At 53.2% G+C, this 25783-nt stretch carries 16 protein-coding genes; 4 read left to right on the forward strand and 12 right to left on the reverse strand.

Annotated features, from left to right (window positions below; translation table 11 throughout):
• Positions 1 to 48: 48 nt before the first annotated feature.
• Together AC3RCL_RS28055 and AC3RCL_RS28060 are read right to left on the reverse strand one after the other, a co-directional pair.
• Positions 49 to 888: a carbohydrate ABC transporter permease gene (locus AC3RCL_RS28055; protein WP_015737524.1), complete on the reverse strand. Its 840-nt coding sequence runs from the start codon at positions 886 to 888 to the stop codon at positions 49 to 51.
• Positions 888 to 1769: a carbohydrate ABC transporter permease gene (locus AC3RCL_RS28060; protein WP_009594044.1), complete on the reverse strand. Its 882-nt coding sequence runs from the start codon at positions 1767 to 1769 to the stop codon at positions 888 to 890. Before AC3RCL_RS28060 ends, AC3RCL_RS28055 begins: the two co-directional genes overlap by 1 nt.
• A 124-nt stretch (positions 1770 to 1893) precedes the next feature.
• Between AC3RCL_RS28060 and AC3RCL_RS28065 the strand changes: the two genes are divergently transcribed.
• Both AC3RCL_RS28065 and AC3RCL_RS28070 read left to right on the forward strand, forming a co-directional pair.
• Positions 1894 to 3738 carry a cache domain-containing sensor histidine kinase gene (locus AC3RCL_RS28065; RefSeq protein ID WP_492533243.1) on the forward strand — a complete coding sequence of 615 codons (1845 nt, stop codon included), beginning with the start codon at positions 1894 to 1896 and terminating at the stop codon, positions 3736 to 3738.
• Complete coding sequence (locus AC3RCL_RS28070) at positions 3716 to 5353, forward strand: response regulator transcription factor (protein WP_492533245.1); 1638 nt, start codon at positions 3716 to 3718, stop codon at positions 5351 to 5353. The genes AC3RCL_RS28065 and AC3RCL_RS28070 overlap by 23 nt, the downstream gene beginning before the upstream one ends.
• Before the next feature lie 128 nt (positions 5354 to 5481).
• Here the strand turns inward: AC3RCL_RS28070 and AC3RCL_RS28075 are convergent, their stop codons facing one another.
• From AC3RCL_RS28075 to yicI, 8 genes are all read right to left on the reverse strand, one after another.
• The gene (locus AC3RCL_RS28075) at positions 5482 to 7515 is read right to left on the reverse strand and encodes a beta-galactosidase (RefSeq protein WP_492533247.1); all 2034 of its coding nucleotides are present in this window, start codon (positions 7513 to 7515) and stop codon (positions 5482 to 5484) included.
• Between the two features lie 78 nt (positions 7516 to 7593).
• Positions 7594 to 9993 (reverse strand): glycoside hydrolase family 95 protein, encoded by a 2400-nt coding sequence (locus AC3RCL_RS28080; protein WP_492536485.1) that lies wholly within the window; start codon positions 9991 to 9993, stop codon positions 7594 to 7596.
• Positions 9994 to 10163: 170 nt separating this feature from the next.
• The gene (locus AC3RCL_RS28085; protein ID WP_486045780.1) at positions 10164 to 11876 is read right to left on the reverse strand and encodes an ABC transporter substrate-binding protein; all 1713 of its coding nucleotides are present in this window, start codon (positions 11874 to 11876) and stop codon (positions 10164 to 10166) included.
• A 77-nt stretch (positions 11877 to 11953) separates the two neighbouring features.
• On the reverse strand, positions 11954 to 12862 hold the full coding sequence (locus tag AC3RCL_RS28090) for a carbohydrate ABC transporter permease (RefSeq protein WP_009592812.1): 909 nt from the start codon (positions 12860 to 12862) through the stop codon (positions 11954 to 11956).
• A gap of 15 nt (positions 12863 to 12877) precedes the next feature.
• Positions 12878 to 13840 carry an ABC transporter permease gene (locus tag AC3RCL_RS28095; protein ID WP_009592813.1) on the reverse strand — a complete coding sequence of 321 codons (963 nt, stop codon included), beginning with the start codon at positions 13838 to 13840 and terminating at the stop codon, positions 12878 to 12880.
• 599 nt (positions 13841 to 14439) lie between these two features.
• On the reverse strand, positions 14440 to 15996 hold the full coding sequence (locus tag AC3RCL_RS28100) for a response regulator transcription factor (RefSeq protein ID WP_145041007.1): 1557 nt from the start codon (positions 15994 to 15996) through the stop codon (positions 14440 to 14442).
• Positions 15971 to 17779, reverse strand: a complete 1809-nt coding sequence (locus AC3RCL_RS28105) for a cache domain-containing sensor histidine kinase (protein ID WP_492533250.1) — start codon at positions 17777 to 17779, stop codon at positions 15971 to 15973. Before AC3RCL_RS28105 ends, AC3RCL_RS28100 begins: the two co-directional genes overlap by 26 nt.
• Positions 17780 to 17990: 211 nt before the next feature.
• Positions 17991 to 20318, reverse strand: coding sequence for an alpha-xylosidase (yicI, locus tag AC3RCL_RS28110; RefSeq protein ID WP_492533252.1), 2328 nt, complete (start codon positions 20316 to 20318; stop codon positions 17991 to 17993).
• A 173-nt stretch (positions 20319 to 20491) separates the two neighbouring features.
• On the opposite strand from yicI, the gene AC3RCL_RS28115 reads away from it, so the two are divergent.
• The gene (locus AC3RCL_RS28115; protein WP_340968997.1) at positions 20492 to 21370 is read left to right on the forward strand and encodes a helix-turn-helix transcriptional regulator; all 879 of its coding nucleotides are present in this window, start codon (positions 20492 to 20494) and stop codon (positions 21368 to 21370) included.
• Here the strand turns inward: AC3RCL_RS28115 and AC3RCL_RS28120 are convergent.
• Together AC3RCL_RS28120 and AC3RCL_RS28125 are read right to left on the reverse strand one after the other, a co-directional pair.
• Positions 21365 to 22768 (reverse strand): glycosyl hydrolase family 18 protein, encoded by a 1404-nt coding sequence (locus tag AC3RCL_RS28120; protein ID WP_015737535.1) that lies wholly within the window; start codon positions 22766 to 22768, stop codon positions 21365 to 21367. The genes AC3RCL_RS28115 and AC3RCL_RS28120 overlap by 6 nt on opposite strands.
• A 321-nt stretch (positions 22769 to 23089) precedes the next feature.
• Entirely contained in the window at positions 23090 to 23842 is a 753-nt protein-coding gene (locus AC3RCL_RS28125; protein ID WP_015737536.1) for a YqcI/YcgG family protein, read from the reverse strand.
• A gap of 183 nt (positions 23843 to 24025) precedes the next feature.
• Here AC3RCL_RS28125 and rnjA point away from each other — a divergent pair, with 183 nt between their 5' ends.
• Positions 24026 to 25744: a ribonuclease J1 gene (gene rnjA, locus AC3RCL_RS28130; RefSeq protein WP_015737537.1), complete on the forward strand. Its 1719-nt coding sequence runs from the start codon at positions 24026 to 24028 to the stop codon at positions 25742 to 25744.
• Positions 25745 to 25783 lie beyond the last annotated feature (39 nt).

The raw sequence follows: 25783 nt of genomic DNA on the forward strand, positions 1-25783 counted from the left end.
TATATATAAAGATGGAAAAACCGGTTATGGGCGAGGCGCCCGCTGCCTTTACCCCTTAACGGAGCCGGCAGCGACGCCCTCAACGATGTACTTCTGCAGTGACAGGAAGAAGATGATGATCGGCGTAATGCCCAGCACGAGCGCCGGCAGCGCCATATCCCACTGCTTCGAATACTGCCCGAAGAAAGCAAAGGTCGCAAGCGGAATCGTCCGCAGTTCAGGACTTTGCAGGATCAAGGATGGCAGCAGATAGTCGTTCCAGACCCACAGGCAGTTCAGGATGATGACCGTTACCATCATAGGTTTCAGCATCGGCATAACGATGCGGGCAAATACCCTGAACGGAGAAGCGCCGTCGACCGTGGCAGCCTCTTCGATCTCCAGCGGAATGCCTTTCACGAAACCGTGGAACAGGAAGACCGACAGCGGGATGCCGAGTCCGAGATAACTGAGAATCAGACCCACGATGCTGTTGTTGACGCCGAGAAAGTTAATGACCTGCAGCAATGGAATCATAATGGATTGGAACGGAATGACCATGGCCGATACGAACAGCATGAACACGATTCGATTGAATCTCGTATTGGACCGGACCATCCGGTAAGCTGCCATCGCGCTCAGCAGGGCAATGATCAGATTGCTGATGACCGTAATGATGATGGAGTTCGTGAATGCTTCCGGAAAGCGGGTCATTTCCCAAGCCTTGCTGTAGTTGTCAAAGTGAAAGGCCGTTGGCCAGTTGGCCGCGTCGACCATAATATCGCCAAGCGATTTGACCGAGTTTACCAGCAGGAAGTAGAACGGTGCCAAGAAGATCAAGGCAACAATGACCATCACGATCTGCAGTACGATCGTGGAGGCCGACATGGGAGGTTTCTTCGATCTCATTAAGCTTCAACCTCCTTCTGCTTCGTTAAACGGACTTGAATGAGCGTAATGACGGCGACGACCAGGAAGAAGATCAAGGACTTGGCCGTGCCGAGACCGTACCGGTTGTTCAGGAACGCCTCGTTGTACACGTTCATCGCCAGCGATTCCGTGGAGCGGTAAGGTCCGCCCTTGGTCAGCGACAGGTTCAGGTCGAACATTTTGAAGGACCAGGAAATCGCCAGGAACAAACATACGGTAACCGCCGGCATAATAAGCGGAACGATGATGCTCTTAAGCACTTGGAACCGGTTGGCCCCATCAATCTCGGCAGCTTCCATGACTTCCTTGGACACGTTCGTAATGGAGGCGATGTAGATGACCATCAGATAGCCTGACGACTGCCATACGAATACCATGATGATGCCCCAGAAGCCGGTTACTTCGTCGCCCAGCCACGGAAGATTAAAAAACGGAATTCCCGTCGCTTCGCCAACGGTTGCAAAGCCTTTTATGAAGATAAACTGCCAGATGAAGCCGAGCAGCAATCCGCCGATCACGTTCGGCATGAAGAATATCGTCCGCAGCCAGTTGCGGGCCCGAATATTTTTCGTTAAGAAGTAGGCCAGGAAGAATCCGACCAAATTCGTCAGAAGCACCCCGACGATCGTAAATTTGGTGGTGAACCAGAAGGATTGGGCGAATGCGCTGTCATTTGTGAAAATCTGTTTGAAATTGTCCAGCCCGACCCATTCGACGTTCCCGGAAACGCCGTTCCAGTCGGTAAACGAGTAATACATCCCCATCACAAATGGGATAATGATCGTAATACCGAAAAACAGCAGCGCGGGTCCGATATAAACCAACTGCTGCGTCAAAGCAGCCGTTCTCTTGCTGTTCATGTTAATCCCCCTCCGCTTGTCCTATCGTTTCTCTATCCATTTCTCTATGATTTAATTATGCTAAGATGAAGACCTTGGGACTACCATAGGATGTGAACTAATTGGTATAGAAAATTGATCGGCGGTGAAAATATTGAACTGGAACTGGAACAGCATCCGCACCAAACTGATTACCTTCATGATCATGGCGACCATCATTCCGACCACCATTTCCATGATCATCAGTTACGTCATGACAACCAACTCGCTCAAGGAACGGGCCGTTGTTGAGAATATGAACCTTCTCTATCAGGGACGGTTGAATTTGGAGAGCTATTTGGAAGAGATGAACCGTAGTTCCCTTACGGTCTACTCGGATCCGGATTTTTTCCGCAGCCTCTATTACAGTCATGAGAACATCAACGCCAGCGGCAGGCAATCCGCCACGCTGCAATCCATTCAAAAAGCCATCAGCGGCTCCAGGCAGGTCTATCTCTACGTCGACGGCAAACGAGAAGCCACGTTATTCGCGCAGGATATCGCCAGAAAAACAAGCGAGGTCAACCTCTATCCCGAGATTCCCGATCTTCGTAACGATACGGTGGTCCTTCAGCCGCCGCATCCCCTTCATACGTACGGGTTTCAGTTAGCTTATCCCTATGAAGCCGATCAACAAGTATTCACGATGTACCGGGTCATTGAACGGGTCCCTTCAACCGAACGATTAGGCATTCTCGCCATCGATTTGGACATGGATTTCCTGAGCCGGATCAGCGGCCAGCTGTTCCAGCCTGATCATGAGCAGCTGTACATTGCCAATGAAGACGGGTATATCATGTATTCCGGCGATGACGAAATGCTGGGACAACAAGTCCAGGCGGACTGGTACGCCAGCATCAAGCAATCCGGCAAGAAGGAAGGCCATTTCGAGTATAACAACAAAATCTATTTATATAACAATATCAAGACGTCGGTCAGCGACTGGACGATGATCAAGGAGATTCCTTCCTCGTATATTTTAAGCAGCGCGGACAAAGCTGCCTTCGTCAATATTTTGCTGATCGGCGTGTCCCTTATTCTCATCATCGCGGCCACGATCTGGATATCGGTCTATATCACGGCCCCGATCCGCGAATTGGTAGGCCTCATGAGCCAGGTCAAAAGCGGACGAATGACCGTGGATATCTCGTCCAATCGCAAAGACGAAATCGGAGCCCTCCATCGCAGGTTCGGCAGCATGATGGATACGATCAACAACCTCATCCTGCAGGAATACAAGCTGAAGCTGGCGAACCGGACCAACCAGCTCCGGGCGCTGCAGGCGCAGGTGAATCCGCATTTCATGAACAATGCGCTGCAGACCATCGGCACCCTTGCGCTGGAGCATGGCATGAAGAGGATCTACTCCCTGATCTCCGCTCTGGCCCGGATGATGAGATACAGCATGTACAATACGGACAAGCCGGTCACGCTGGCCACGGAGCTCGATCATATCAAGGATTACGTGGAACTGCAGAAGGAACGATTTGAGAATCAATTCGACTTCCGTTACGATGTGGATGAGTCGACTCTGCAGGTGTTGATACCGAAGATGCTGATTCAGCCGCTGATCGAGAACTTTTTCAAGCATGGCATGAACCCCTTGGAGCAAGACAATTTCATTGCGCTCACAAGCCGGCGCCTATCGGCCTCGATCGTGCAGATCACGGTCGAAGATAACGGAAACGGGATGCAGGAGGAGCCGTTCCAAGCCCTTCAGGAGCATTTGCTTCGGATGGAAGAGTTGGATCTGGAACAGCTTCAGGTTGTGTCCGAGCTGGAGACGGAAGACAGCAGCGGAATCGGACTCATCAACATCATGACGAGGCTGAGGCTGTACTATCGTGGAAAATCCAAATTCAACATCGAAAACAACCAGCCGCACGGCTTTCGTGTAGTGCTGACTATAAATGTGGAAGGTGAAACGGATGAAGGCATTGATCGTGGATGACGAGTCTCGCGTGCGCAAAGCCATCCGCCTGCTGGTCCAGTGGGAAGCGCACGGGATTACCGATATAGAGGAAGCGGCCAACGGGCTGGAGGCGATGGAGCTGATCCCGGCGTTTCGGCCCCATCTTGTGCTGATGGACATGCTGATGCCCCTCAATAGCGGCGTGGATCTCATGGAATGGATTCACAAGCATTACCCGGACATCAAATTCATCGTCATCAGCGGGCATGACGATTTCGAATTCGTGCGCAACACCATCTGGTACAGCGGCACGGATTATATCCTGAAACCCATCGAGGAGGACGTCATCAACCAAGCGGTCGCCAAGGCGACCGCGGCCTGGAAGGCGGAGGAACAAGAACGCCTTGCGGCGCGTCAGCAGCATGTTCAGGTGAACGAGTACCGGCCGGTCTATTCAGAGAAGCTGTTATCCAGCCTTATTGATGACAGGAGCGCCCATTCCCAGGTGGTCAACCGCCTCAGGGATGAAGGCATCGTGCCGGCGCAGACCAACGCAATACGCCTGGCCGTCATGCAAATCGACAAGTCGGATCATGCGCTGTACAGCCGCTTCGGCCATCATCAGGATCTGCTGATGTTCGCCCTGTTGAATATTTGCAATGAATTTCTGCAAAAGGACCGGATCGGGATTGCATTCCGTCCATTCGGATCGCCGCATCAACTGGTTCTCTTATTGTGGGAACAGCTCGCCACGGTCCCTACGCTGCTTCAAGAGATCAATAGCGGGATGTTTCGGACGCTGTCGCGCCAGATGCATTTTGGCATAAGTCCGGAAGGTCAATATCCGGTAGACGTTCCCGAGCTCTATGCCCAATGCTCGAATGCCCTGCGTTCGCGTGATTTAACGGTCCTGAACCATTTCATCCACGATGCCGAGCAGCAGCGACGATCCGGGATGGATCATCATCGGGGCGTCCAGTTCAGCGGGTTCGAGGATACCTGGAAGCTCGCTGTGCTTAGCGGTCAGCCTGCTCCCATTGCCGAGGCCGTCGATTCGTTCCTTGCCGCCATCCGAAAAAGCGGCGTTCTCACGCCCGAGCTTCTGGAGCGATGGGACCGCGAAATTGATCGGTTCGCCCATCACGTCATTCATGAAACCGCGAATCCGTCGTCTGAGGCCTTGTTGAAATTGTACAAAGAGGAAAGCGCCACCATCGAGCGGCCAAGCCCGGACAAATATGTATGCTCCTTGGCGGAATGGCAGCAGTATTGGGATCAATTAATGAGCCTGCTGGCCTCGGCGCTGCAGTCCCAGAAGCAGACAGGGCAGGACCTGATCCACGACATCACGGCGTTTATCGAGCAAAACTATCAGAACGACGTATCACTGTACGATATTGCAAACCGGTTTCACGTAAGCCGGGAGTACATCTCCCGCAAATTCAAGCAGAAGCACGGGATTAATATCCCCGAGCATCTGAACCGGATCCGCATCTCGAAGGCCAAAATCCTGCTGCAAAATCCGGGGCTGAAAATGGCCGCCATTTCCGAAATGGTCGGCTTTAAAAACGAGAAGTATTTCAGTCTTGTTTTTAAGAAACAAGAGGGCATTTCGCCCAAGGAATTCCGCAAGCTGCACGAGAAGGAAGCTTAGAATGGGCAGCGGTTGACAATCTTCAGATAAAAAATAAAGCAGAGAAGGCGGAGGGTCCCCGCCTTCTCTGCTTTTTTGTTGAGATCGCTTCAAGCTATTCACGCTTTTCGAAAGCCCTTATATTATCTCTATCCTAACCGCTTCTCTAATATCAACACGCCTCGTGCCGGCACTTCGCAGGTATCCCGAAGCTCCTCCCCTGTCAGCAGGTCAACATAGGCTTCCCCATCCAAGGACACGGATTTGCGCTCGGGCATGTGATTAAGCACAAAGGTAAACTCCGCGTCCTCCTTCACCCGCTTTGTCACCTCAACGCCTTCGGGAGCGTTCAGGACAGGCTCAATGCCATGGTCGCTGCATATCGTTTGCATTAAATCTCGCAGGAATTTAGGCTCGGGGCTTGTGGCCACATACCAGGCCTTCCCTTGTCCGAAAGCGTTCACGGTCAACGACGGCATGCCTTGATAGTAGTCCGAGCCGTATTCGGCAACGACCTCCGCTCCCTCGGCATGGATCACGTCGCACAGAATGCCGCAGTCGTAGGTGCCTTCCAGCTGGCCCTTCGGGCCCCGTATGACCATCTGATTCTGTTGGCCTGGAAGCAGCGCATCAATCTCCTCGGCCCAAATTCCCATGACCTTGCGCAGCTCGCCCGGGTAACCGCCCAGCGTCACCAGATCATTCTCGTTCACGATGCCGCTGAAGAAGGTCGTCACAAAGGTGCCGCCTTGCGATACAAAGGCCTCCACGCGATCTGCAAATCCCAGTTTTGCCATATACATCACCGGCGCGATGACAACGTCATACTTCCGGAAGTCCTCTTCCACGCTGATCATATCGGTCTGAATATGCAGCTGGTGCAGGGCGTCGTAATATTTATGGACCTCGTTCACGTAATTGAGGGCGACGGTCGGACCGCTCGACAGGTCAATGCCCCACCGGTTCTCCCAGTCGTAGATGATCGCGACTTTGGCATCGGAACGGGCATCCAGGATCCGGTCCCCCAGCTGCTGCAGCTCCTTGCCCAGCTCGGCGCACTCGCGGAATACGCGGGTATGTTCATGTCCGACATGCTCGATGACCGCGCCGTGATACTTCTCGCAGGCTCCGATCGAACGGCGCAGCTGGAAGAACATCACCGTATCCGCGCCGTGGGCGACCGCTTGATAGCTCCACAATCGCATTACCCCAGGGCGCTTGGCCGAGTTATACGGCTGCCAGTTCTGAACGCTCGGCGTCTGCTCCATCAGCATAAAGGGCTGACCGCCCTTAAGCCCCCGCATCAGGGCATGCGCCATGGCGGTATAGCTGTACGGGGTATCCAGCGACGGATAGTTGTCCCAGGATACGACATCCATCTCCTTGGCCCATTTGAAATAGTCCAGCTCCGGATAAAAACCCATAAGATTCGTGGTCACCGGAATATCCGGCGTGATCCGCTTCAATTCATCCCGCTCCAGCTTATAGCAGTCCAGCAGGCTGTCGGACTGGAAACGGCGGTAATCCAGGGATATGCCTTGGAAATTGGTCCGGTTGCCGGACCACTCCTCGCTTAAAGCGTTAGGAACGACAATGTCCTCCCAGTCATAGAAGGTGTGGCCCCAGAAGCGGGTATTCCATGCCTTGTTTACGGCATCCAGCGTGCCATATCGCTGCTCGAGCCAAGTCCGGAATGCCGCGGCGCAATTGTCGCAGTAGCAGTACCCGCCATATTCGTTCGATACGTGCCAGATCAGGACGGCCGGATGATCCTTATAGCGTTCCGCCAGCTTGCCTGCCATGATTTTGGCGTATTTTCGGTAGGTGGGGCTGTTCGGACAGGAGTTATGGCGTCCGCCGAATTTGCGTTTGCGGCCCTCGTAGTCGACGCGCAGCACATCCGGGTATTTGCGCGCCATCCAGGCCGGATGGGCTCCCGTACTTGTTGCCAAACAGATATACACCCCGTTCCGGTACAGCCGGTCAATCGTCTCGTCCAGCCAAGCAAAATCGTACGTATCCTCATTCGGCTGACTCAAAGCCCAGGAGAATACATTTATGGTGGCTACGTCGATGCCCGCCAGCTTAAACATGCGGTCATCTTCCTTCCACGCTTCCGCATCCCACTGCTCGGGATTATAATCCCCGCCGTACCACATTTTCGGCAGCTTTTCGTTAATCATCAGCATTCAGCTCCTTTAGCCTTCATCATTTCGTATCCGGTTATCGTTCAACCAGCCATGCTCGAGATTAGCCCTTATTCACAATGCCTCCATGGCAGCCAATGCGATCTGGTAGGTCATGCCGCTCACCGTCTCAAAAGAAAGCCGATCTCCCGTCGTCACAACGCTTCCGTCTTCCCTTCGAACGGCGAGAGGCTCGGAATATTGAATTCTGCAGATCCGGCCATGCGTAGAGGTTATGCTTGCGGACGCAAGAGTGCCGCCCTTCCATTCCATGTCCACGATAAATCCTCCGCGGGCCTTCAATCCTCGCACGGAGCCTTCCGCCCACGCTTTCGGCAGTGCCGGCAGCAGCTGAATGGCATCCAAATGGCTCTGGAGCAGCATTTCCACAAGTCCGGCGCTGCCTCCAAAATTCGCATCGATCTGGAACGGAGGATGGTCCCCGAGCAGATTGGGGTGCATGGAGCGGGAAATCAGGGTCCGGACATAATCATAAGCCTTCTCCGGCTGCTGCAGTCGGGCAAACAGGTTAATGAGCCAAACGCAGCTCCAGCCCGTATGCCCCCCTCCGTGATCGATGCGCGACATCAGCGTACGATAAGCGGCTTCTGCAAGCTGCGGCGTATCTTGGAGGGTAATATCGGAGCCGGGGTACAATCCGTACAAATGGGATACGTGCCGATGTCCGGGCTCCGCTTCCGGATACGGCTTGCTCCATTCCATGAGCCTGCCCTCGTCATCGATGGCGTAAGGGAGCAGGCGCGCGACCGCAGCTTTCCATTCCTCCCGCAGTTCATCATCTTGCTCCAACAGCTGCGAAGCTTCGATGCAGTTATGGAATAAATCGCGAATGATGGCCATATCCATGGTCGAACCTGCCGACACGCTGCAAGGCAGGCCTTCCGCGGTAAGAAACTGATTCTCCGGCGATGTCGACGGGCTGGTCACCAGATGCCCTTTCCCGTCTTCAATCAGCCAATCCAGGCAAAACAAAGCGGCTCCACGCATCAGCGGATACGCCGTTTCCCGCAAGTATTCAAGATCTGGGTGGAATTGATAACGCTCCCATAGATGCCGGCACAGCCAAGCACCGCCCATTGGCCAGAAGGCCCACATGGCTCTGCCGTCGCTCGGACTGGCCATTCGCCATAAATCCACGTTATGATGGGCGACCCATCCACGGGCGCCATAGTGAATCTTCGCGGTCCGGGCACCGCTTACGCTAAGCTCCCGGATCATTTGGATGAGCGGCTCGTGGCACTCGCTCAGACGCGTCGTTTCCGCCGGCCAATAATTCATCTCGGTATTGATATTCGTTGTATAATCGCTGTTCCATGGCGGCTGGACATGGGGATTCCATATGCCCTGCAGATGGGCGGGCTGTGTACCCGGCCGGGAGCTGGCAATGAGCAAATATCTTCCGAATTGAAACATCAGCGCTTCGAGCGCAGCATCCTCCCGTCCTTCCCGGTACGCTTCCATCCGCTCGTCGGTGGCTAAAGCTGCTATGGAACGCTCATTCTCTGGACGGCCAAGCTGAAGCTCCAGACGTCTGAATAAGGCTTGATGGTCCTGGACGTGCCGTGAACGCAATTGTTCAACACCATGCCGCATGGCGCCCTGAAGTCTCTCCCTGCATATGCCGGACGGATCGGTACCGCCGGAACCCGGAGAACGATCGAAGCCTTCAAAATTCGTAGCAGCCGCAATCAGCAGCGTAACCGAGCCTGCCGCGCAAATGCGCATGCCGCTGTCATCGACCGTCACCTGACCGCTGTCCGTCAAGGCCAGCAGCCTCATTTCGTACCGAATGCCCAGCCCATCCTCATAAAGCACCGACCCGGGATGATCGCCCCCGTAATTATCAGCAATATGGGTCGGAGCATGCCCATGCAACACCAGCGTCCCGTCTTCCTCTGTGCGTGTACGATGCTGAAGCGGTGAACGTAACCCGATCTCCAATTGGATGGATCCGCTCCCCGTGCTTTCAAAGCGGATAACCCCGACCTGGTCAACCGCACTGATGAACATGGCCCTGCTGAAAATAGGATCGGAGCCGCTTACTTGAAAACGAGTGGAAGCAATCCCCGTATCCAGGTTCAGTTCGCGCCTGTATTCCGAGCATGAATCCCCTATTCCCGACTGTCGGATCAACAGATCTCCCAGCGGCAAAAAGGACTCCGTATTTCTGCCAACCATCTTGCCCTCGATCACCTGTTCCGCTTCGGCATACTTGCCGGACGCAATCAGTTCCCTCGCCTTTGCCAGATACCGGAGAACTTCGTAATTATTCGTGTCCCGGGGAAACCCGGACCAGAGCGTATCTTCGTTCCATTGAATGCATTCTTCCTGCACGCCTCCGAACACCATGGCGCCAAGACGGCCGTTTCCAAGCGGAAGCGCTTCTTCCCACTTGGCCGCAGGCTTCCGGTACCACAGGGTTGTGTTCTTATGCTCTGCTGAATACAGCGTAATCCCCCCTTATGTCCAATGATTTTATAAAGGCTTCTCGAAGAGCACCTGAAATCCTTCATATATGGTTGTATTTCTTCTAATAAATTGAGGTCCGCGATTATAACAGCAGCCTGCCTTGAATATCGGCAAAAGGGACCGCATATTGCCGGCCCCTTCGATTCGCCTCTACCTTAATTATTCCAGAGTTCCACCCGTTCGCGTACCAATTGGGTGTATTCCTGCTCCATTTTCTCGGCGCCGGCATCATTCAGTTCTTTGATGAACTGGTCATACAGTGCATCGAATTTCGCCGGATCGGCAAGAATGACTTCCGGAATCCGCTTCCGGGTAATCTCTTCCACCTTTTTGTACGTGATATTGATATTGGAGTCGCTCGGTACCGGAATGTTGTAAGCAACGCCCCACGGCTTCACATCAAATTCCTCTTGTTTCGGCCACAGGTCTTTCCACATTTCCGCGCCGTACGCTTTCAGCGTTTCCTTCGCGGCCGGCGTATAATTCTCGATGATCGTCTCCGGGAAGTTCGTTGTGTAATAGTTATCCGTCGAATCCTTCACGCCGTCGCCGTAACGAGGGAACATCGCATTGTACAAGCCGATTCCTGTTTCCTTCGTGAAGTTGGCGTTGTCATAGGTTTTGCGCTCTTGGACGTCTTCAGGAATAACTCGCTTGCCGTCCACCACGTTGTAATGCTCGCCTTCAATACCCCAATTCATCAAAACTTGCCCTTCTTCGGAAGCCAGATAATCCAGGAACTTGATGATTCGAACCGGATCCTTGGCGGATGTCGTAATGCCTACGCCCCATCCGGCGACGTAACCCGTGTCTTGGAACGTTGCATCCTTCGTGGACTCATCCAGCTGGATCGGGAATCTCGCATAGGTGCGGTTTTCCTTGCCGGAAGTTCTCAGTGCGTTCGTTGCATTGCCGAAGCCCCACTCCTGATCAATGACGCCAAGGACGCGGCCGGAGGAAATTTTCGCTTCGTATTGGTCCGTCTTCTGCACGAACGTTTCTTTATCCAACAAGCCCTCGGCGTTCATATGATTCAGCCAGCGGAAGTATTCCTTCTCTTCCGGCCGCTTGTAATGAAGCTTCGCCTCGGTTGTTTCCGGGTCGATATAGTACTCGCCGTCATCCGATACGCCTGTCGCGATAAACGCCGGGTTCGTTACCGAGATCATGATTCTCCATCCGTCCGCATTCAACGTCAGCGGAATCGTCGGCTGACCGTCAATGGTCGGGTGTTTCTCGGCATAGTCTTTCAGCGCTTTCTCATAATCCTTCACCGTTTTCAGTTCAGGGTATCCGAGTTCTTTCAGCACCTCATGCTGGATCTGGAACGTGCCGCCGGCATCGAGTGCCTGATGATCCACTGCCGCAAGCGTCGGAAGGACATAGATGGCCTCATCCTCGTTGCTCCATTTCAGGCGGCTCATATATTCTCCGTACACCTTCTTGATGTTTGGCGCATGCTCTTCGATCAGATCCGTCAGATCGATAAACGCCCCGGAATCCACGAACAGATTGGCGTCCCCCTTGGCAAATACCAAGTCAGGGTATTCCCCGCTCGCCACCATCAGCGGAAGCTTCTGATTGGAGCCGTCCACCGCATATTCGGCTTGGATCGTAATGCCGGTCTTCTCGGTCAGCTTCTTCCCGACCGCATCCTGCATGTTGGCCCAGTTTGCATTGGAATCCGCGCTGTAATACGTCATGGTCATCGGCTCGAGCTTCTCTTCCTGCTGCGTATCGCTTCCGCCGCTGCCCTCATCGCCGCCGTTTGCGTTATTGTTGCTGTCGCCGTTGCCGCACGCCGCCAGAACGAATGTAGCCATCATCATGATCGCGAGCAGGAGCGACAATCTCTTCTTATGTTTCATTGCTATACCCCCTAAATCGATTTTTGATCATTTATCGTATAACAGGACGTTGTGCCTGCTGATACCGTTACATGCGCCTAGCTTTTTACAGCTCCAAGCGTCATACCTTTCACAAAATACCGCTGCAGGAACGGATACACGAGCAGTATCGGAACGGTGACCACGATCGTGATTGCCATTTTGATCGACTCCGGCGACACCTGCTTCACGATCTCGGCCATATTCTGCCCGGTCATCATGCCGCTGGTTTGCCCCTGAGTGCTCTGCAGCACCTTCATCAGCTCGAATTGGAGCGTGGTGAGATGGGGTGCGTTACCGTTGTAAAGATACGTATCGAGCCAAGAGTTCCACTGCCCGACAGCCAGGAACAAGGCGATGGTAGCCAAGACGGGCTTACAGAGCGGAAGAATGATTTTGTAATAGATCGTAAAATCGTTGGCACCGTCAAGCTTTGCCGATTCCTGCAGCGAGTACGGCAGGCTGTCGATGAAAGACCGGATGACGAATACGTTAAACGCGCTCACCATGCCCGGAATGATGTAGACCAGAAACGAATTCATCATGTTCAGGTCGCGGATCAGGATGAACACCGGAATCATTCCGCCGGAGAAGTACATCGTCAGCGCAAGAAAGGTCGACATGAACTTTCTTCCCTGAAAGTCTACCCTGCTGAGGACGTAGCCCAGCATCGTGCCGCTGAGCAAGCCCAGAAAGGTCCCTGCAAGCGTACGGAGAATCGTGTTTTTGGCCCCGGTGACCAAGCCGTCGTATTTAAAAATCTGCACGTAGTTATCCAGCGTGAACTCTCTCGGCCAGATGTAGATTCCCCCGCGCACCGTATCAACGGAATCGTTCAGCGATATCGCCAGAACGTTCAGGAACGGGTAGAGTGTGACAATCATGACCAGTGCCATGATGGTAAAATTCGCGATATCAAACACCCGATCGGAGAGCGAGGGCTTGAATGCTGCTTTGGTTCGTGCCATGCTGTTTCCCTCCCCTTACATAATCGATTGCTTCGTGAATTTTTTGAACACGCCGTTGGCAAGCAGCAGCAGGATGATGCTTACGACCGAGTTGAACATTCCGATGGCCGTACCGAATGAAAAACGTCCCATGCCAAGTCCATAATTCAGCGCATACAGGTCAAGCACCTCGGAATAATCCACGACCAGCGGATTACCCAACAGGAACTGCTTCTCGAAACCGATGCTGATCAAATGACCGATGGACATGATCAGCAGGATAGCAATCGTAGGGGCGATGCTCGGCAGCGTAATGTGCCATATTTGGCGAATCCGGCTTGCGCCGTCAACCTTGGCTGCTTCGAACTGCTCCTGATCAATCCCTGTAATCGCTGCCAAATAAATGATCGCGCTCCAGCCCATTTCCTTCCATATATCGGAGCCCGTTACGATGTACCAGAACAGGTTCCCCTGAGCCATGAACTGTATCGGCTGATCGATGAGCCCCAGCCACATCAGCAGCTGATTGACAGCGCCTCCATCCGTGGACAGCATTTTGGTCACGATACCGGCAACTACGACCCAGGACACAAAATGCGGCAGATAAGATATCGTCTGTACGGTCCTCTTGAATACGCTTCCACGAAGCTCATTCAACAAGACTGCGAATAGGATCGGAATCGTGAACCCAACGATCAATCCCATGAAACTCATGGCGAGTGTATTTCGCAACACCAGATAAAACTTATCGTCCGCGAAAAGTGCTGCGAAATGGTCCAGGCCTACCCATTTTTGCTCGAATATCCCTTTGCCGGGCTTGTAATTCTGGAATGCCATCAGCCAGCCCCAAACCGGCAAATAACTAAAGATGAATACAATGACGATGAATGGAAGCGACATTCCGTACAGTACTTTCTGCTCTTTGAAAGTGGTCCAAAAGCCTTTCTTTTTCTTTGCGGCAGGTTGGATGCTGCTTTCCGTTTTTGTTACCGCTTTCAAACCAACCCCTCCTCTCTTGTATATCCTGATGATAAACCAAGCTGGGGCGGGGAAGTACCCGAAGGATTGGCTTAAAAATCATATAAAAATTAGACATTATACGGGGGAAGCAGAGCGCTGAAAAACCCCTTTAGCCCGCTCCGTGTCCGGATCGTATCTCCGATCGCTGTTAAATCCGGGAAACTTCGGGTCATAGTATAAGGTTGTTTCCCGGCTTTAAAGGCGACCGCTGCCGCTTCTCCGATACGATTCCGGCCCCTCCGCTCTATGCTTTGCAGCATTTGGCAGCTCCCCCGATAATGCCTTGGGGGAGGCACAGGAAAAACAAAAAGACGCGTGCCTTAGTCGCGTCTTATAGGGCAGCGATATGAAAGTACTTATGCTAAGTCTGGTTGTATGGTAAGTGAACGCTATTGGAGAACAATCATAAACCATTTAGAATACGGCATCAGACGGCGCGGAGCTACTTGAAGCCTATTTGCTGTGTTCCGGCTCACTGCATTTACTCATTCGATACTCTGTCACAATGGGCTGTATGACCTCAGCGCCACATCCGGGCTCGGTCGTGTTGTGCGAATCCGCGTTACGGCACGGCTAAATTACAGGTCCAGCTCCTTGCGGAAATTGGACGGAGACGTGCCGACGTATTTTTTGAATTTGCTATGAAAATAATCGACGTTCGTATAACCGACCTTCTCCGCGACCTGATACACCTTCATGCCCTGCTTCAAAAAATCTTTGGCTTTGTCGATCCGGACCTTATCGAGATACGTATTGAAATATTCCCCGGTCGTATTCTTAAACATTTTTCCGAGGTAAGCGCTGTTGTAATTAAATATCGACGCCAGCGTTTCCAGCTTAATGTTCTCGTTGTAATTGCGCTGAATCAGATCCATGATCCGCTTCATCTCCTGATCCCGTCCGCCATTGCCCGCCTGCCAGATCAGCTCCTCCAGGAATTGGGACGAATGGCGGCACAGATCATAGGCCGTTCGCTGTCGGAATATTGCCGCAATCCGATCCGAGTATTCCTTCGTGCGGGACTGCAGCTCCGTATGATGCTGCATCAGTTTGTTGTGCACCCCGGTCAGGAGCTCCACGAAGGCGCGTTTCATCCTCTCCTCCGTGTATTCTTCCTTCACCATGGCTGAGGCTGCCGTATACAGCAGTTTCTGCTGCACCTCCACGTTGCCCACATCCACCGCATAATAGAGCTGTTCCATCAGCTGCTCCGGATCATAGGGCTGCCGTTCTTCATCCGTGTTGCCGCCGGCAAACCGCTCGGATTCAGGAAACAGCATCTCCCCGGGAGCATAGAAGAACCGTTCGCGAATCCGTTCTTTGGCACAACGGTACGAATCCGCTACATCCTCCAGACGGTGGACCTGACGTCCCAAAGAGGCCGTTATCGCCGTGCCGGCCCGGCTTGCGGCTTCCTCTACCAACTGCAGCAATTCCTTACGTCCACCTGCCGTCAAGACAGGCGTGGGCATTAGGATACCGAGCTGTCCATGCAAGGAAAACACCGCGCCGCGGCCGTTCTCTTCAAAAGCTTCGATCAGCTGGTTTTTCAACCGGTCGTCGGTTTCCTCACCGGATTCATCGCTGCCGTTATGATGAACAAGCAGCACTTGGTAATGGTTCCATAACAGTCCCGACCGCTCGGCCATATGCCGCAAAGCGGCTGAATCGGGCTTGCTCTCCGGGTTGAACCACGTCTGAATGAACTGCTCGCGGCTCATTTCGGAGGCTGCCCTGTTCAGTGCCTTCCTCTCCTGCTCCTGCTCGATGGCTTCTTTAATCTGAAGCAAATACTTGCTCAGCTCGTCCTCATCCACCGGCTTTAAAAGGTATCCGTCCACACGGTGGGAAATCGCCCGCTTGGCATAATCAAAATCGGCATATCCGCTCAGGATGAGCAGATGAATCTCGGCATCCAGGTTTCGGATGGCTTCGATCAGCTGCAATCCGTCCATTCCCGGCATCCGGATATCAATCAGCATCAAATCCGGGTCGTACTTCCCGTGCTTCTCCAGCGCTTCGTTCCCGTTCGCTGCGGTATCAACAACCTGATACCCAAGCTCGGTCCATGGCACAATGCTCTTCAGCCCTTCGCGCAGTTTGGGTTCGTCATCCACGATCAACACTTTCATCATCGCTCTCTCCTCCTGTCGGAATACTGAATTCAATACGCGTTCCTATGCCCGGTTCGCTATAAATGATCAGACCCGCTTCAGGGCCGTACGTGAGCTGCAGACGGACATGTACGTTACGGAGCCCGATCCGTCCGCCGTCCTTCTCGTCGGTATCGTTCAAATAGCCGTAGATCATCTGCAATTTGTCCAGGGATATGCCTGCACCATTGTCCTCGGTCATGACGTGCAGCTTCCCTTCGCTGGCCGTGACCCTGACCTTTATGGAGGTTCCCTCTTCCTTGTGATCCATCCCGTGTATGACCGCATTCTCCACAAGCGGCTGGATGATCAAGGGCGGGATTCTTACCCGGTTCGCTTCAGGGTCCACCTGAAGTTCATATTTCAGGCGGTCCTCATAGCGGAACTTCTGAATGTCGAGATAGCACTGTACCATCTCGATTTCGTCCTTGATTGTGGTTTTTCCGCTGCCCACCTCCAGATTGCTCCGCATCATTTTGCCGAGCAGCCGCACGATCCGGGCAATTTCGGTCTCGCCCTTGAGATGGGCCTCCATGCGAATGGACTCCAGCGCATTAAAGAGAAAATGCGGATTGATCTGGCTGGCCATCATTTTGAACTTGATTTCGTTTTGCTTCTGCTCCATTAACCGCTTCTGTTCGTTGGACTCCTGCACTTCGTTCATCAGGTCGTTAACGTTGCCCACCATGGAGTTGAATTGACGGGACAGCTGGCCGATCTCATCCTTGCCGTCGATCTCCATGGCAACGCCGAGATTACCGGTACCTACCTTCGTAATATGTTTGCTTAGACGCAGCAGCCGATTGGAGATCAGTGAAGAGAAGCTGTAGATCAGAAGAACAGCCAGCAGCAGGCTGATGATGATGACGGTCATCGCCAGCTTGCTGATCCGGTTGGCATCCGCCACGATGCTATCGATCGAGAATATCGAAATAATGCGCAAGCCGTTCACTCCGGACTCCGTATTCAGCGGTTCGATCAGCACCTTGGAGGCTTCGTCATGGATGACCGACTCGTAGCTGCCGCTCGCGTGGTAAACGGCCCCGCTGGCATCTTCAATCTCGGCTAACGTTTTCCCGTACAGCTCCGGGCGGTTAGCCGCAACAATATTGTTGCTGCTGTCCACGATAATCGTGTCGAACGCTTCCTGGCTCAGGATTGTATTGAGCATGCCGGTGTTGACATTGATCACCAGCACGCCGCGGTTGTCCTTGCTTCCAAGATCAACCCCCTTGATCAAGCTGAGGTACACCTTCTGATCACGCTCATCCTCAATGTAGTCCCAATAGATGACCCCGATATCGTCCTCCGCCCGCCGATACCATTCCGTACTCCTGATTTCATCCTCGGGATATAGAAACTCCCAATTGTTCAGCATGGTCGGATTGTCGCTGTAGAAGCGGATATTCGATATTTCCTTGTACATCCGTATCGCCTGCTGCAAATCGGGATACTCCCTGTAAGCCACGAACACGTCGTATACGCTTTCATATTGCCGGTTGGCCAGATTCCTCAGACGCTCGTCGTAGGACAAGCGGTACGATAAATCATCCGCCACGTTGATGACTTCGGTCGACCGTTTCTTGACCCGGTCCACGTTCTGATAGGCTTGTTCCAACGCATTGTCGAATGCAAATTTACGGAGCTCTCCCGTAAGGAATATCCCTACGATGGCTACCGGTACAAAGACCACGACCACAAATGACAATATCAATTTATTGCGGATTTTCATGTCATTTATAAGCTGAATGAAATTCGATAACATCGGACCGTCGACGCTCCTGTCCTTTAATCTTCGGCAAGTAAAAGTAAACGGTTACATTCCATCGAAAAAGCCTGCCTCAGGCCTATTATATCAGCACAGCCTCCCTTTCAAGGCCAGCTAAAATATGGAAGAAGCCCGACTCCAGCACAAAGCTGGTCCGGGCTCATCTTCACTATGTTTTTACCCGCTTAACAGCAGGGGGAACCCGAGCTTATCCTTCGAGCGCAACGCTGAAGGCCATTGCTTGTTGACCGGCTTCCACTTGAATTTTTCCTTCCTGCAGGCTCACTCCCGAGCCCTCCACGGAAGAAACGTTTCCTGTGTCATGCAGCTTCACCGAGAATGGCTTGCCGCTGCCTTCCACCGTAAAATGGATCCGGCTGCCTGCACGCACAGCCCGTACAACCAGCTCGCTCTCTCCGTTCATGTTGCGAACGATGGCGGAAGCTTCGCTGCCGTCTTCCAATGCATACAAGCCAAGCTCTACTCCGTCTGCATAGTCATATTCCGGAAGGGCGTCGCTCGCACCCAAGGCGAGGAACGAGTTGCCGCGTACGAACAACGGCAGTCCGAGGAAACCGTACGTTTCCTTGCGCCAGGTTCCGCCATCCACCGTTTCTCCGGTTAACAGATGCGTCCAGCGGCCCTTCGGCAGATAATACTTCACGTCGCCTTTCTCGCTGAATACCGGTGCTACGAGCAGGGAATCGCCCAGCATGTACTGACGATCCAGCATTTCGACTGCAGGATCCTCCGGGAATTCCAAGAACATGGCGCGCATGCTCGGCACGCCTTGCTCCGATGCCTGTACCGCGGTATGGAACAGATACGGCATCAGACGGCTCTTCAGCTTCGTGAAGAAGCGCGTAACGTCTACGGCCTCTTCGTCGTAAGACCATGGCACCCGGTAAGAGCTGCTGCCATGGAGACGGCTGTGGCTGGACAGCAAGCCGAATGCCAGCCAGCGCTTGAACACATGCGCCGGAGCCGTATTTTCGAAGCCGCCGATGTCATGGCTCCAGAAGCCGAAGCCCCCGAGACCGAGGGACAAGCCGCCGCGCAGGCTCTCCGCCATCGATTCATAATCCGCATAACAATCGCCGCCCCAGTGAACAGGGAACTGCTGTCCGCCAACGGTTGCGGAGCGTGCGAATACCGCCGCCTGATTCTTGCCGAATTTCTCGACCAGCACGTCAAAGACAACTTTGTTGTACAGCTGGGTGTAATAGTTGTGCATTTTATGAGGATCGGAGCCGTCAAAATACACAACGTCCGTCGGAATGCGCTCGCCGAAGTCCGTTTTGAAGCTGTCCACGCCCATATCAGCCAGCTCGCGCAGGTACCCTGCATACCATTCGCAAGCATCCGGATTGGTGAAGTCCACCAGCGCCATGCCCGGCTGCCACAAATTCCACTGCCAAACATCGCCATTGGCTTTCTTCACGAGATAGCCCTTCTCACGGCCTTCCTCGAAGAGGCGCGAACGCTGCGCGATATACGGATTGATCCATACGCAGATTTTCAAGCCTTTTTCTTTCAGTCGCTTCAGCATGCCTTCAGGATCCGGGAATACCTCTTCATCCCATTGGAAGTCCGTCCAGTTGAGGCCCTTCATCCAGAAACAGTCGAAATGGAACACTTGCAGCGGAATGTCGCGCTCCAGCATACCGTCCACGAAGGAGTTTACGGTCGCTTCGTCATATTGCGTCGTAAATGAGGTCGATAACCACAATCCGAAGGTCCAAGCCGGCGGCAGCGCCGGTTTGCCTGTCAGGCTTGTATATTTGTCCAGAACGCCTTTCGGGTCGGGCCCGTCAATCACGAAATACTCCAGCGACTCGCCCGGCACGCTGAACTGAACCTTCTTCACTTTCTCTGAAGCTACTTCAAAGGATACGAGGTCCGGCTGGTTGACAAACACGCCGTAGCCTTTGTTGGTCACGTAGAACGGAATATTTTTATAGGCTTGCTCGGAGCTTGTGCCGCCATCCTGGTTCCAAATATCCACAACCTGGCCGTTCTTCACAAACGAAGTGAATCGCTCGCCAAGTCCGTAGACCCACTCGCCCACGCCAAGATCGAGCTCTTCGCGCATGTAGGTCTTCCCGCCGTCCTCCACGATATGCGCCATGGATTTGGCTCTGCTGCCGGTGATGCGCTCCTCTCCTCTATAGAAGTGGACCGACCATTCCGGGCCTTTCTTGATCACGACGCTCAGATTGCCGCTCCGAAGAACAGCCTGTTGATCGTTCTCTTCGATGACCGTATGGTCACCCTTCTGTTTGTACAATTCGAATGCAGGTCCACGATCTCTTACGCCCGCATAGTGGACCAGCTTCACGCCGATGACGCCGGGTGCCGGGGAATGAAATTGCACGGTGATCAGCTGCGTATTGATGGTCGCTCCTCTGCCCGGAATCGGTGCCGTGGAAGCATAAGCCGTCAACGTATCTCCTTTTACCGCAAAATCATAGGCCTGAACCGCTCCCGAAACGGAATACCCTTCCCGGATTAGCCAGTTGCCGTCTGTAAATTTCATCGTTACTTCCGCCCTTCTATATTTTTAAAATTGAACTTTCAGATGTAAGCGTTATAATATCATTATACTGATCCGTTTTTACCTATTCTAACAATATCCGATTGTTTTATAGCACAATTTTGATATCAGATAACAGTGTTTCAGGAACACTTCAAATCCCAAGGAGGTGCAGCATGGATCAATCCATCCGCCAGTCGTTAAAAGAAAGCACCGTCCACGGGAATGAGCGTTTCCCCTTCGGTGCCTATTGGTATCAATTTGCCCCCGGCGCCCATGTGGTAGACTCCCATTGGCATAAGGAAGCGGAGATTTTTTACGTGCTGGAAGGCGAGGTGCTGTTTCAGATCGATTCGGAATATATCCCCGTCCGTGCGGGCGAAGCGATATTTATCGATGGGGGAGATCTGCACACCGGCCACGCCCAGGGCAATGGAGGGTGCAGCTTCTGCGCCATGGTGTTCGATGTCGGCATGCTCGCCAGCAGCAGCTATGATCTTGTGCAGGAAGGGATGATCGTTCCCTTCCAGGAGCGGAGAGCCGCTTTTCCAAGACGGATGACAGCCGGGACCGATGGGCGCCTGCTTGAACATATAAAAGAAATGATGCTGCTGTCCAAGCACAAACCGGCTGGATATGAGGCTGCCATTAAGGGGCATCTGTTTCTCATGCTGTTTCAGGCCGCAGCCTCCGGCAGGCTTGCCAACCGCAGCCGGAGCGAAGCGGCGGACATGACGAGAACGGAACGCTTGAAGAAGGTCATTCTCTACATCCAGAGTCATTACCATCGACCTATCCGTTTGAGTGAGCTGGCTGACCTGATCCCGATGAGCGAAGGCCAATTTTGCCGCTTCTTCAAATCCATGACCGGGCAAACGCCCGTCGACTATATGAATTCCTATCGCGTTCGCCAGGCGGCGGAGCTCCTTCGTTCGCCGGACAATAAAATATCCGACATCGCACTCGATGTCGGATTTGGACACATCAGTTATTTTGTTCGGGTATTCCGCAAAATCATGAACTGCACGCCTTCTGAATATCGGAAGAAATTATAATTTCGGCAGGCTTGGTATGACCTGATTGCAGTCCCCTTGGAGCGGCAGGTTCCGGCATACGTATTGGCCGGCGCTGTTCTCGTTCGCCGCGCCTGACGGGGCTGGCTGATGAACCCGCTGTTTCCAGAGCTGCCACAGCATGAATCCGTCGTTCGCTCTTCCCTTATTCTTGATGTAGTTTACCATCGTTTCTACATTATAATATGCCGTCGCGATGTTATTCTGGCCGTTCATCATATCGGCATCGTATACCGTTCCCGGTGCGGCATTCAACTGCAGGACGGCCCCGCCGGATCCCTCCGGCGCAATCTGCATGCCCATATTGATGGGTCCGTTGTATATCGCCTTGTAGGATTCATAACCTTCGCGCGGGTCGTAGTAAATACCGCCGTCGTAGGACATCAGATTGATAAAGTCGATCTTGCTGCCATGATCCTTAACCACGCGGTACATGGTACCGCCAAAAGGAGAACCCCATTGGACCTTGCCTTCCTCAAACGGCGTCCCCTTCACATAATAGGCGCCCGTGGACCAGCCGGCGATGGAAATCTGTAAATTCGCGTTCCTGGCTTGGATTTCATTGTAGAGGCTCGTTATAATGCCTGCGATCTCGCCATCCTTGGTACAGCTGAACTGGGCAGCCGTTCCTTTGTTGCAGTTGCTGCCGCTGGATTCCCAGTCAATGTCGACGCCGGCTGCGCCAAGATCCAGGGCCAAATCGACGATGTTCTTGGCATTGAATCTGGACCACTGCGATCCTTGGCTGTACGACCAGCCTCCTACCGAGAGGAACGCTTTCGTTCCGCGGGCTCTCAGTGCGGCGATGTTGTTGCGCAGATCCTGCGACTGCTGGGCCGTAAATTTACGCTGCCCATTCGGCGTCGTGGCTCCTTCCACGAATTCCAAGCCCGCTACGGCTTGATCAAACGCATACGACCCTTGCGTATACGTGGTGTCCGGCCTTACGAATGCTAGATTGAGATGCGTGATGTAATTGGGAATGTTCGCAGTCGTCAAATCGTAGATACTGGTGTTCCATGAGCTGGCGTAAGCGACATACATCCGATCACCAGTCCCCGGAGGATCTACCGGCGGGTCTACTGGCGGATCCACCGGGGGATCTACCGGTGGTGTCCCTGGATTGCACGCTCCCAGATCCTCCCATACTCCCCACTGTCCCGTCGTTCCGGGCATCTCACCCTGAGTCCACCATTTTGCTTTCCAGGCCTTACCTCCGTGGGATACGATATTGCCCCCGCCATATACGGCAGAACTGCTCCAAGCAGGCTCAGCGCAGGCCTCGGCGGCTTGAACCTGGGACGTAGGAAAGACACTGAACACCAGTACGGCGATAAGTCCGAGAATCCATCCTTTCATCGTTCTGGACAGCCTTGTCATTCATTAAACAACTCCTTCTCCATGGGTATTCGGCTCATTAAAGCGTTTTCAAATCTGGTGAAAGCTCCGTACCTTATACACCTCCTGACGCATTGGGATGAAATCGAATGAAACACTTTAAGTGTAACTTGGTCATTTTTTGTACAACAAGGATAAGATTTACTAATTCAGGGGCAAAATCCTATACCTTGTCACAGCAGCGCATCTTCGCAAAAAAAGCCGACACCCTGCGGATGATCGCATAAGTGGCAGCTTTTGAAATGGAATGCCTGTTAACCCTTACTCCAATTTAGGGTATGATGATAGAAGCATGTTATTTTTCTATTTATGAGTCTCTTTGTGCAGCCTTGCAAACGGACATTTCGACAGAGACTCCTCGTTATCCCGCAGGAAATATTGCTTCCATTCATAATTGTCCTCCGCCCCGTAGAACTTCAAGTCCGGGTGCGGGGGGACTGGATCATATTCGGTCAACCGCTTGCGTATCAGCACTTTGGTATGTTCAGCTTGCCTGGCCCGGGCATTGAACTGCTTCAGAACCCAACGAGGCGTAAAAGCAAGCATCATGTAGGGGAAATACCTGCTCTGGCGAAGCTCATGTGCCGGCGTTCCGCAATATACGAAATAAGGCTCGCCTGCATAACAAAATTCCCACAGATGATCGTCTGGTTCCCCCGGCAGGTCCGCCGGCCAAGGCTCCGTATCGTATTCGGTGGTCCGGCTCAGCAGCTGCCAGAACAAACGCTCATAATACTCCACGCCCTCGAGGCTATCTCGGCCATGTTCCGTATTTATAAATACGACAAGGGAAGTATACGGGCCGAAGCCCCTGGAGCCGAGCCCGAACTCATGCAGCAGTGCGGCCAATTGCCCCGCCGCCTCCTGCGATTCGCCGCGGTTGATAAAACCGTATCTAAAATGATTCAGCGCATGTCCTTGCACTGCCGGAATGCAGGGGAATTTGGCGGAACGATCCGTCATTTTCTCAGTCAGCTTAACGTTCGCTTCCCGCTGCCATTCCTCCGGCAATCCATAGGCTGCATCCATATCGTCCAACCTCATTAAACCGCTCATCACCAGTCCTCCTCTTCTACAGCATATAAGAGTGGGCAAAAATAGGTGACTGTCACGGACGAAATGCACATGAATTTTGAAAAGCGTTTCCCAAAAGCTTGAACTTTCTGATATCTTAAGTAGAGAAGAAATTAAAATACCAGGCTTATGCCTTAATTACCATAGAGAGGATTCTTTCACATTATGTCTAAACCCCTGCTAACCGATAAGATTCAAACTGCCAAACCGGCCAAAAAACCGAGGCCTTCCGCTCCGCCCGTGCGCATCTTTGCGCTGGGGGGGCTTGGCGAGATCGGAAAGAACATGTACGGCGTCGAATTCAAAAACGAGATCATTATCATCGATGCCGGACTGAAATTCCCGGATGCCGAAATGAGCGGCGTCGATTACATTATTCCGGATATCCGTTACTTGCTCGATAATAAGCACAAAGTAAAGGGTATGTTCCTGACCCATGGCCATGAAGACCATATCGGGGCCATTCCTTACGTGCTTCGTCAAATTCAGATGCCGATTTATGGCGGAGCCCTGACCATCGGCTTGGTTCGTGCCAAGCTGGAAGAGCATCGCCTGCTGGATCAGAGCGATCTGCGCATATTCCATGAAGACGAGACGATTGCATTCCGTCATCTTTCCGTTCATTTTTTCAGAACCACCCACAGCATTCCGGATGCCTTCGGGGTCGTTGTCGAAACCCCGTATGGACCGATCGTACATACCGGGGACTTTAAATTTGATTTTACGCCGGAGGACAAGCCTGCCAATCTGCATAAAATTCTGCATATCGGCGGACGGGGCGTCCTGGCCCTGATGGCCGACAGCACCAATAGCGAACGCGACGGGTTTACCCCTTCGGAGCGCACCGTCGGCGATTCCATTCTGCGCCTGTTCCAGGAATGTCCCGGGCGGATCCTGTTTGCGACCTTTGCATCCAACGTTCATCGTCTGCAGCAAGTCGTCGAAGCCGCCATTCGAACCGGCCGCAAAATCGCCATCGTCGGCCGCAGCATGGAAAAGGTGTTTGTGATCGGCCAGGAGCTTGGTTATATTCGCGTGCCGGACGGCATGATGATTGACGTCAAAGCCGTTAACCGCTATCGCGACGACCAGGTGCTGATAATTTGCACGGGCAGTCAGGGCGAACCCAATGCGGCGCTGACGCGCATCGCTTCGGGTGCCCATCGTTCGATCCAGATTCATCCGGAGGACACCGTCATTTTCTCGTCATCGCCGATTCCCGGGAACACCCAGAACGTTAACCGCAGCATCGATCTCTTAATGCGGGCCGGGGCCGAAGTTAAATACGGCTCCATTCTCGATATCCACACCTCGGGCCACGGCTGCCGCGAAGATTTGAAGCTCATGATCAGCAGCTTGCGTCCCAAATACTTTGTGCCGATTCACGGAGAATACCGGATGATGCTCAATCACCGTCATCTTGCCGTGCAGGTCGGGGTTCCCGACAGCAACGTCTACTTGATGAACATCGGCAACACGCTGTCCCTTTTCCGCAATTATGCGCGCAAAGGCCGGAACATCCCTTCGGGTGACGTCTATATTAACAATGGTGAACTGCGCACCCATGAGAAGGAGCTGCTTGAGGAACGCGTTCAGCTCGCTCACGATGGCGTGGTGATCGTCGCGATTACCATCAACCGGGAAACGCGCAAGCTGCTCTCCGGACCGGAGCTGATTACCCGCGGGTTCGTGTATATGCAGGACTCCAAGCCGCTTCTGCGCCGGGCCGAAGCGATGCTCCGCAAACAGCTGAACAAAGCCGGCGAACAGCGGGAATACAATCGTGCTGCCTGGGAACAGATGACCAACAACACGCTCAACCGCTATTTCAAGCGGGAGCTTGGCAGAAGCCCGTACATTATGCCTTCCATCATGGAGGTATAATGCTTCGATCTCGCTGACGCTTGACGCTGTACACTAAAA

It is taken from the genome of Paenibacillus sp. MT86, assembly GCF_058792535.1.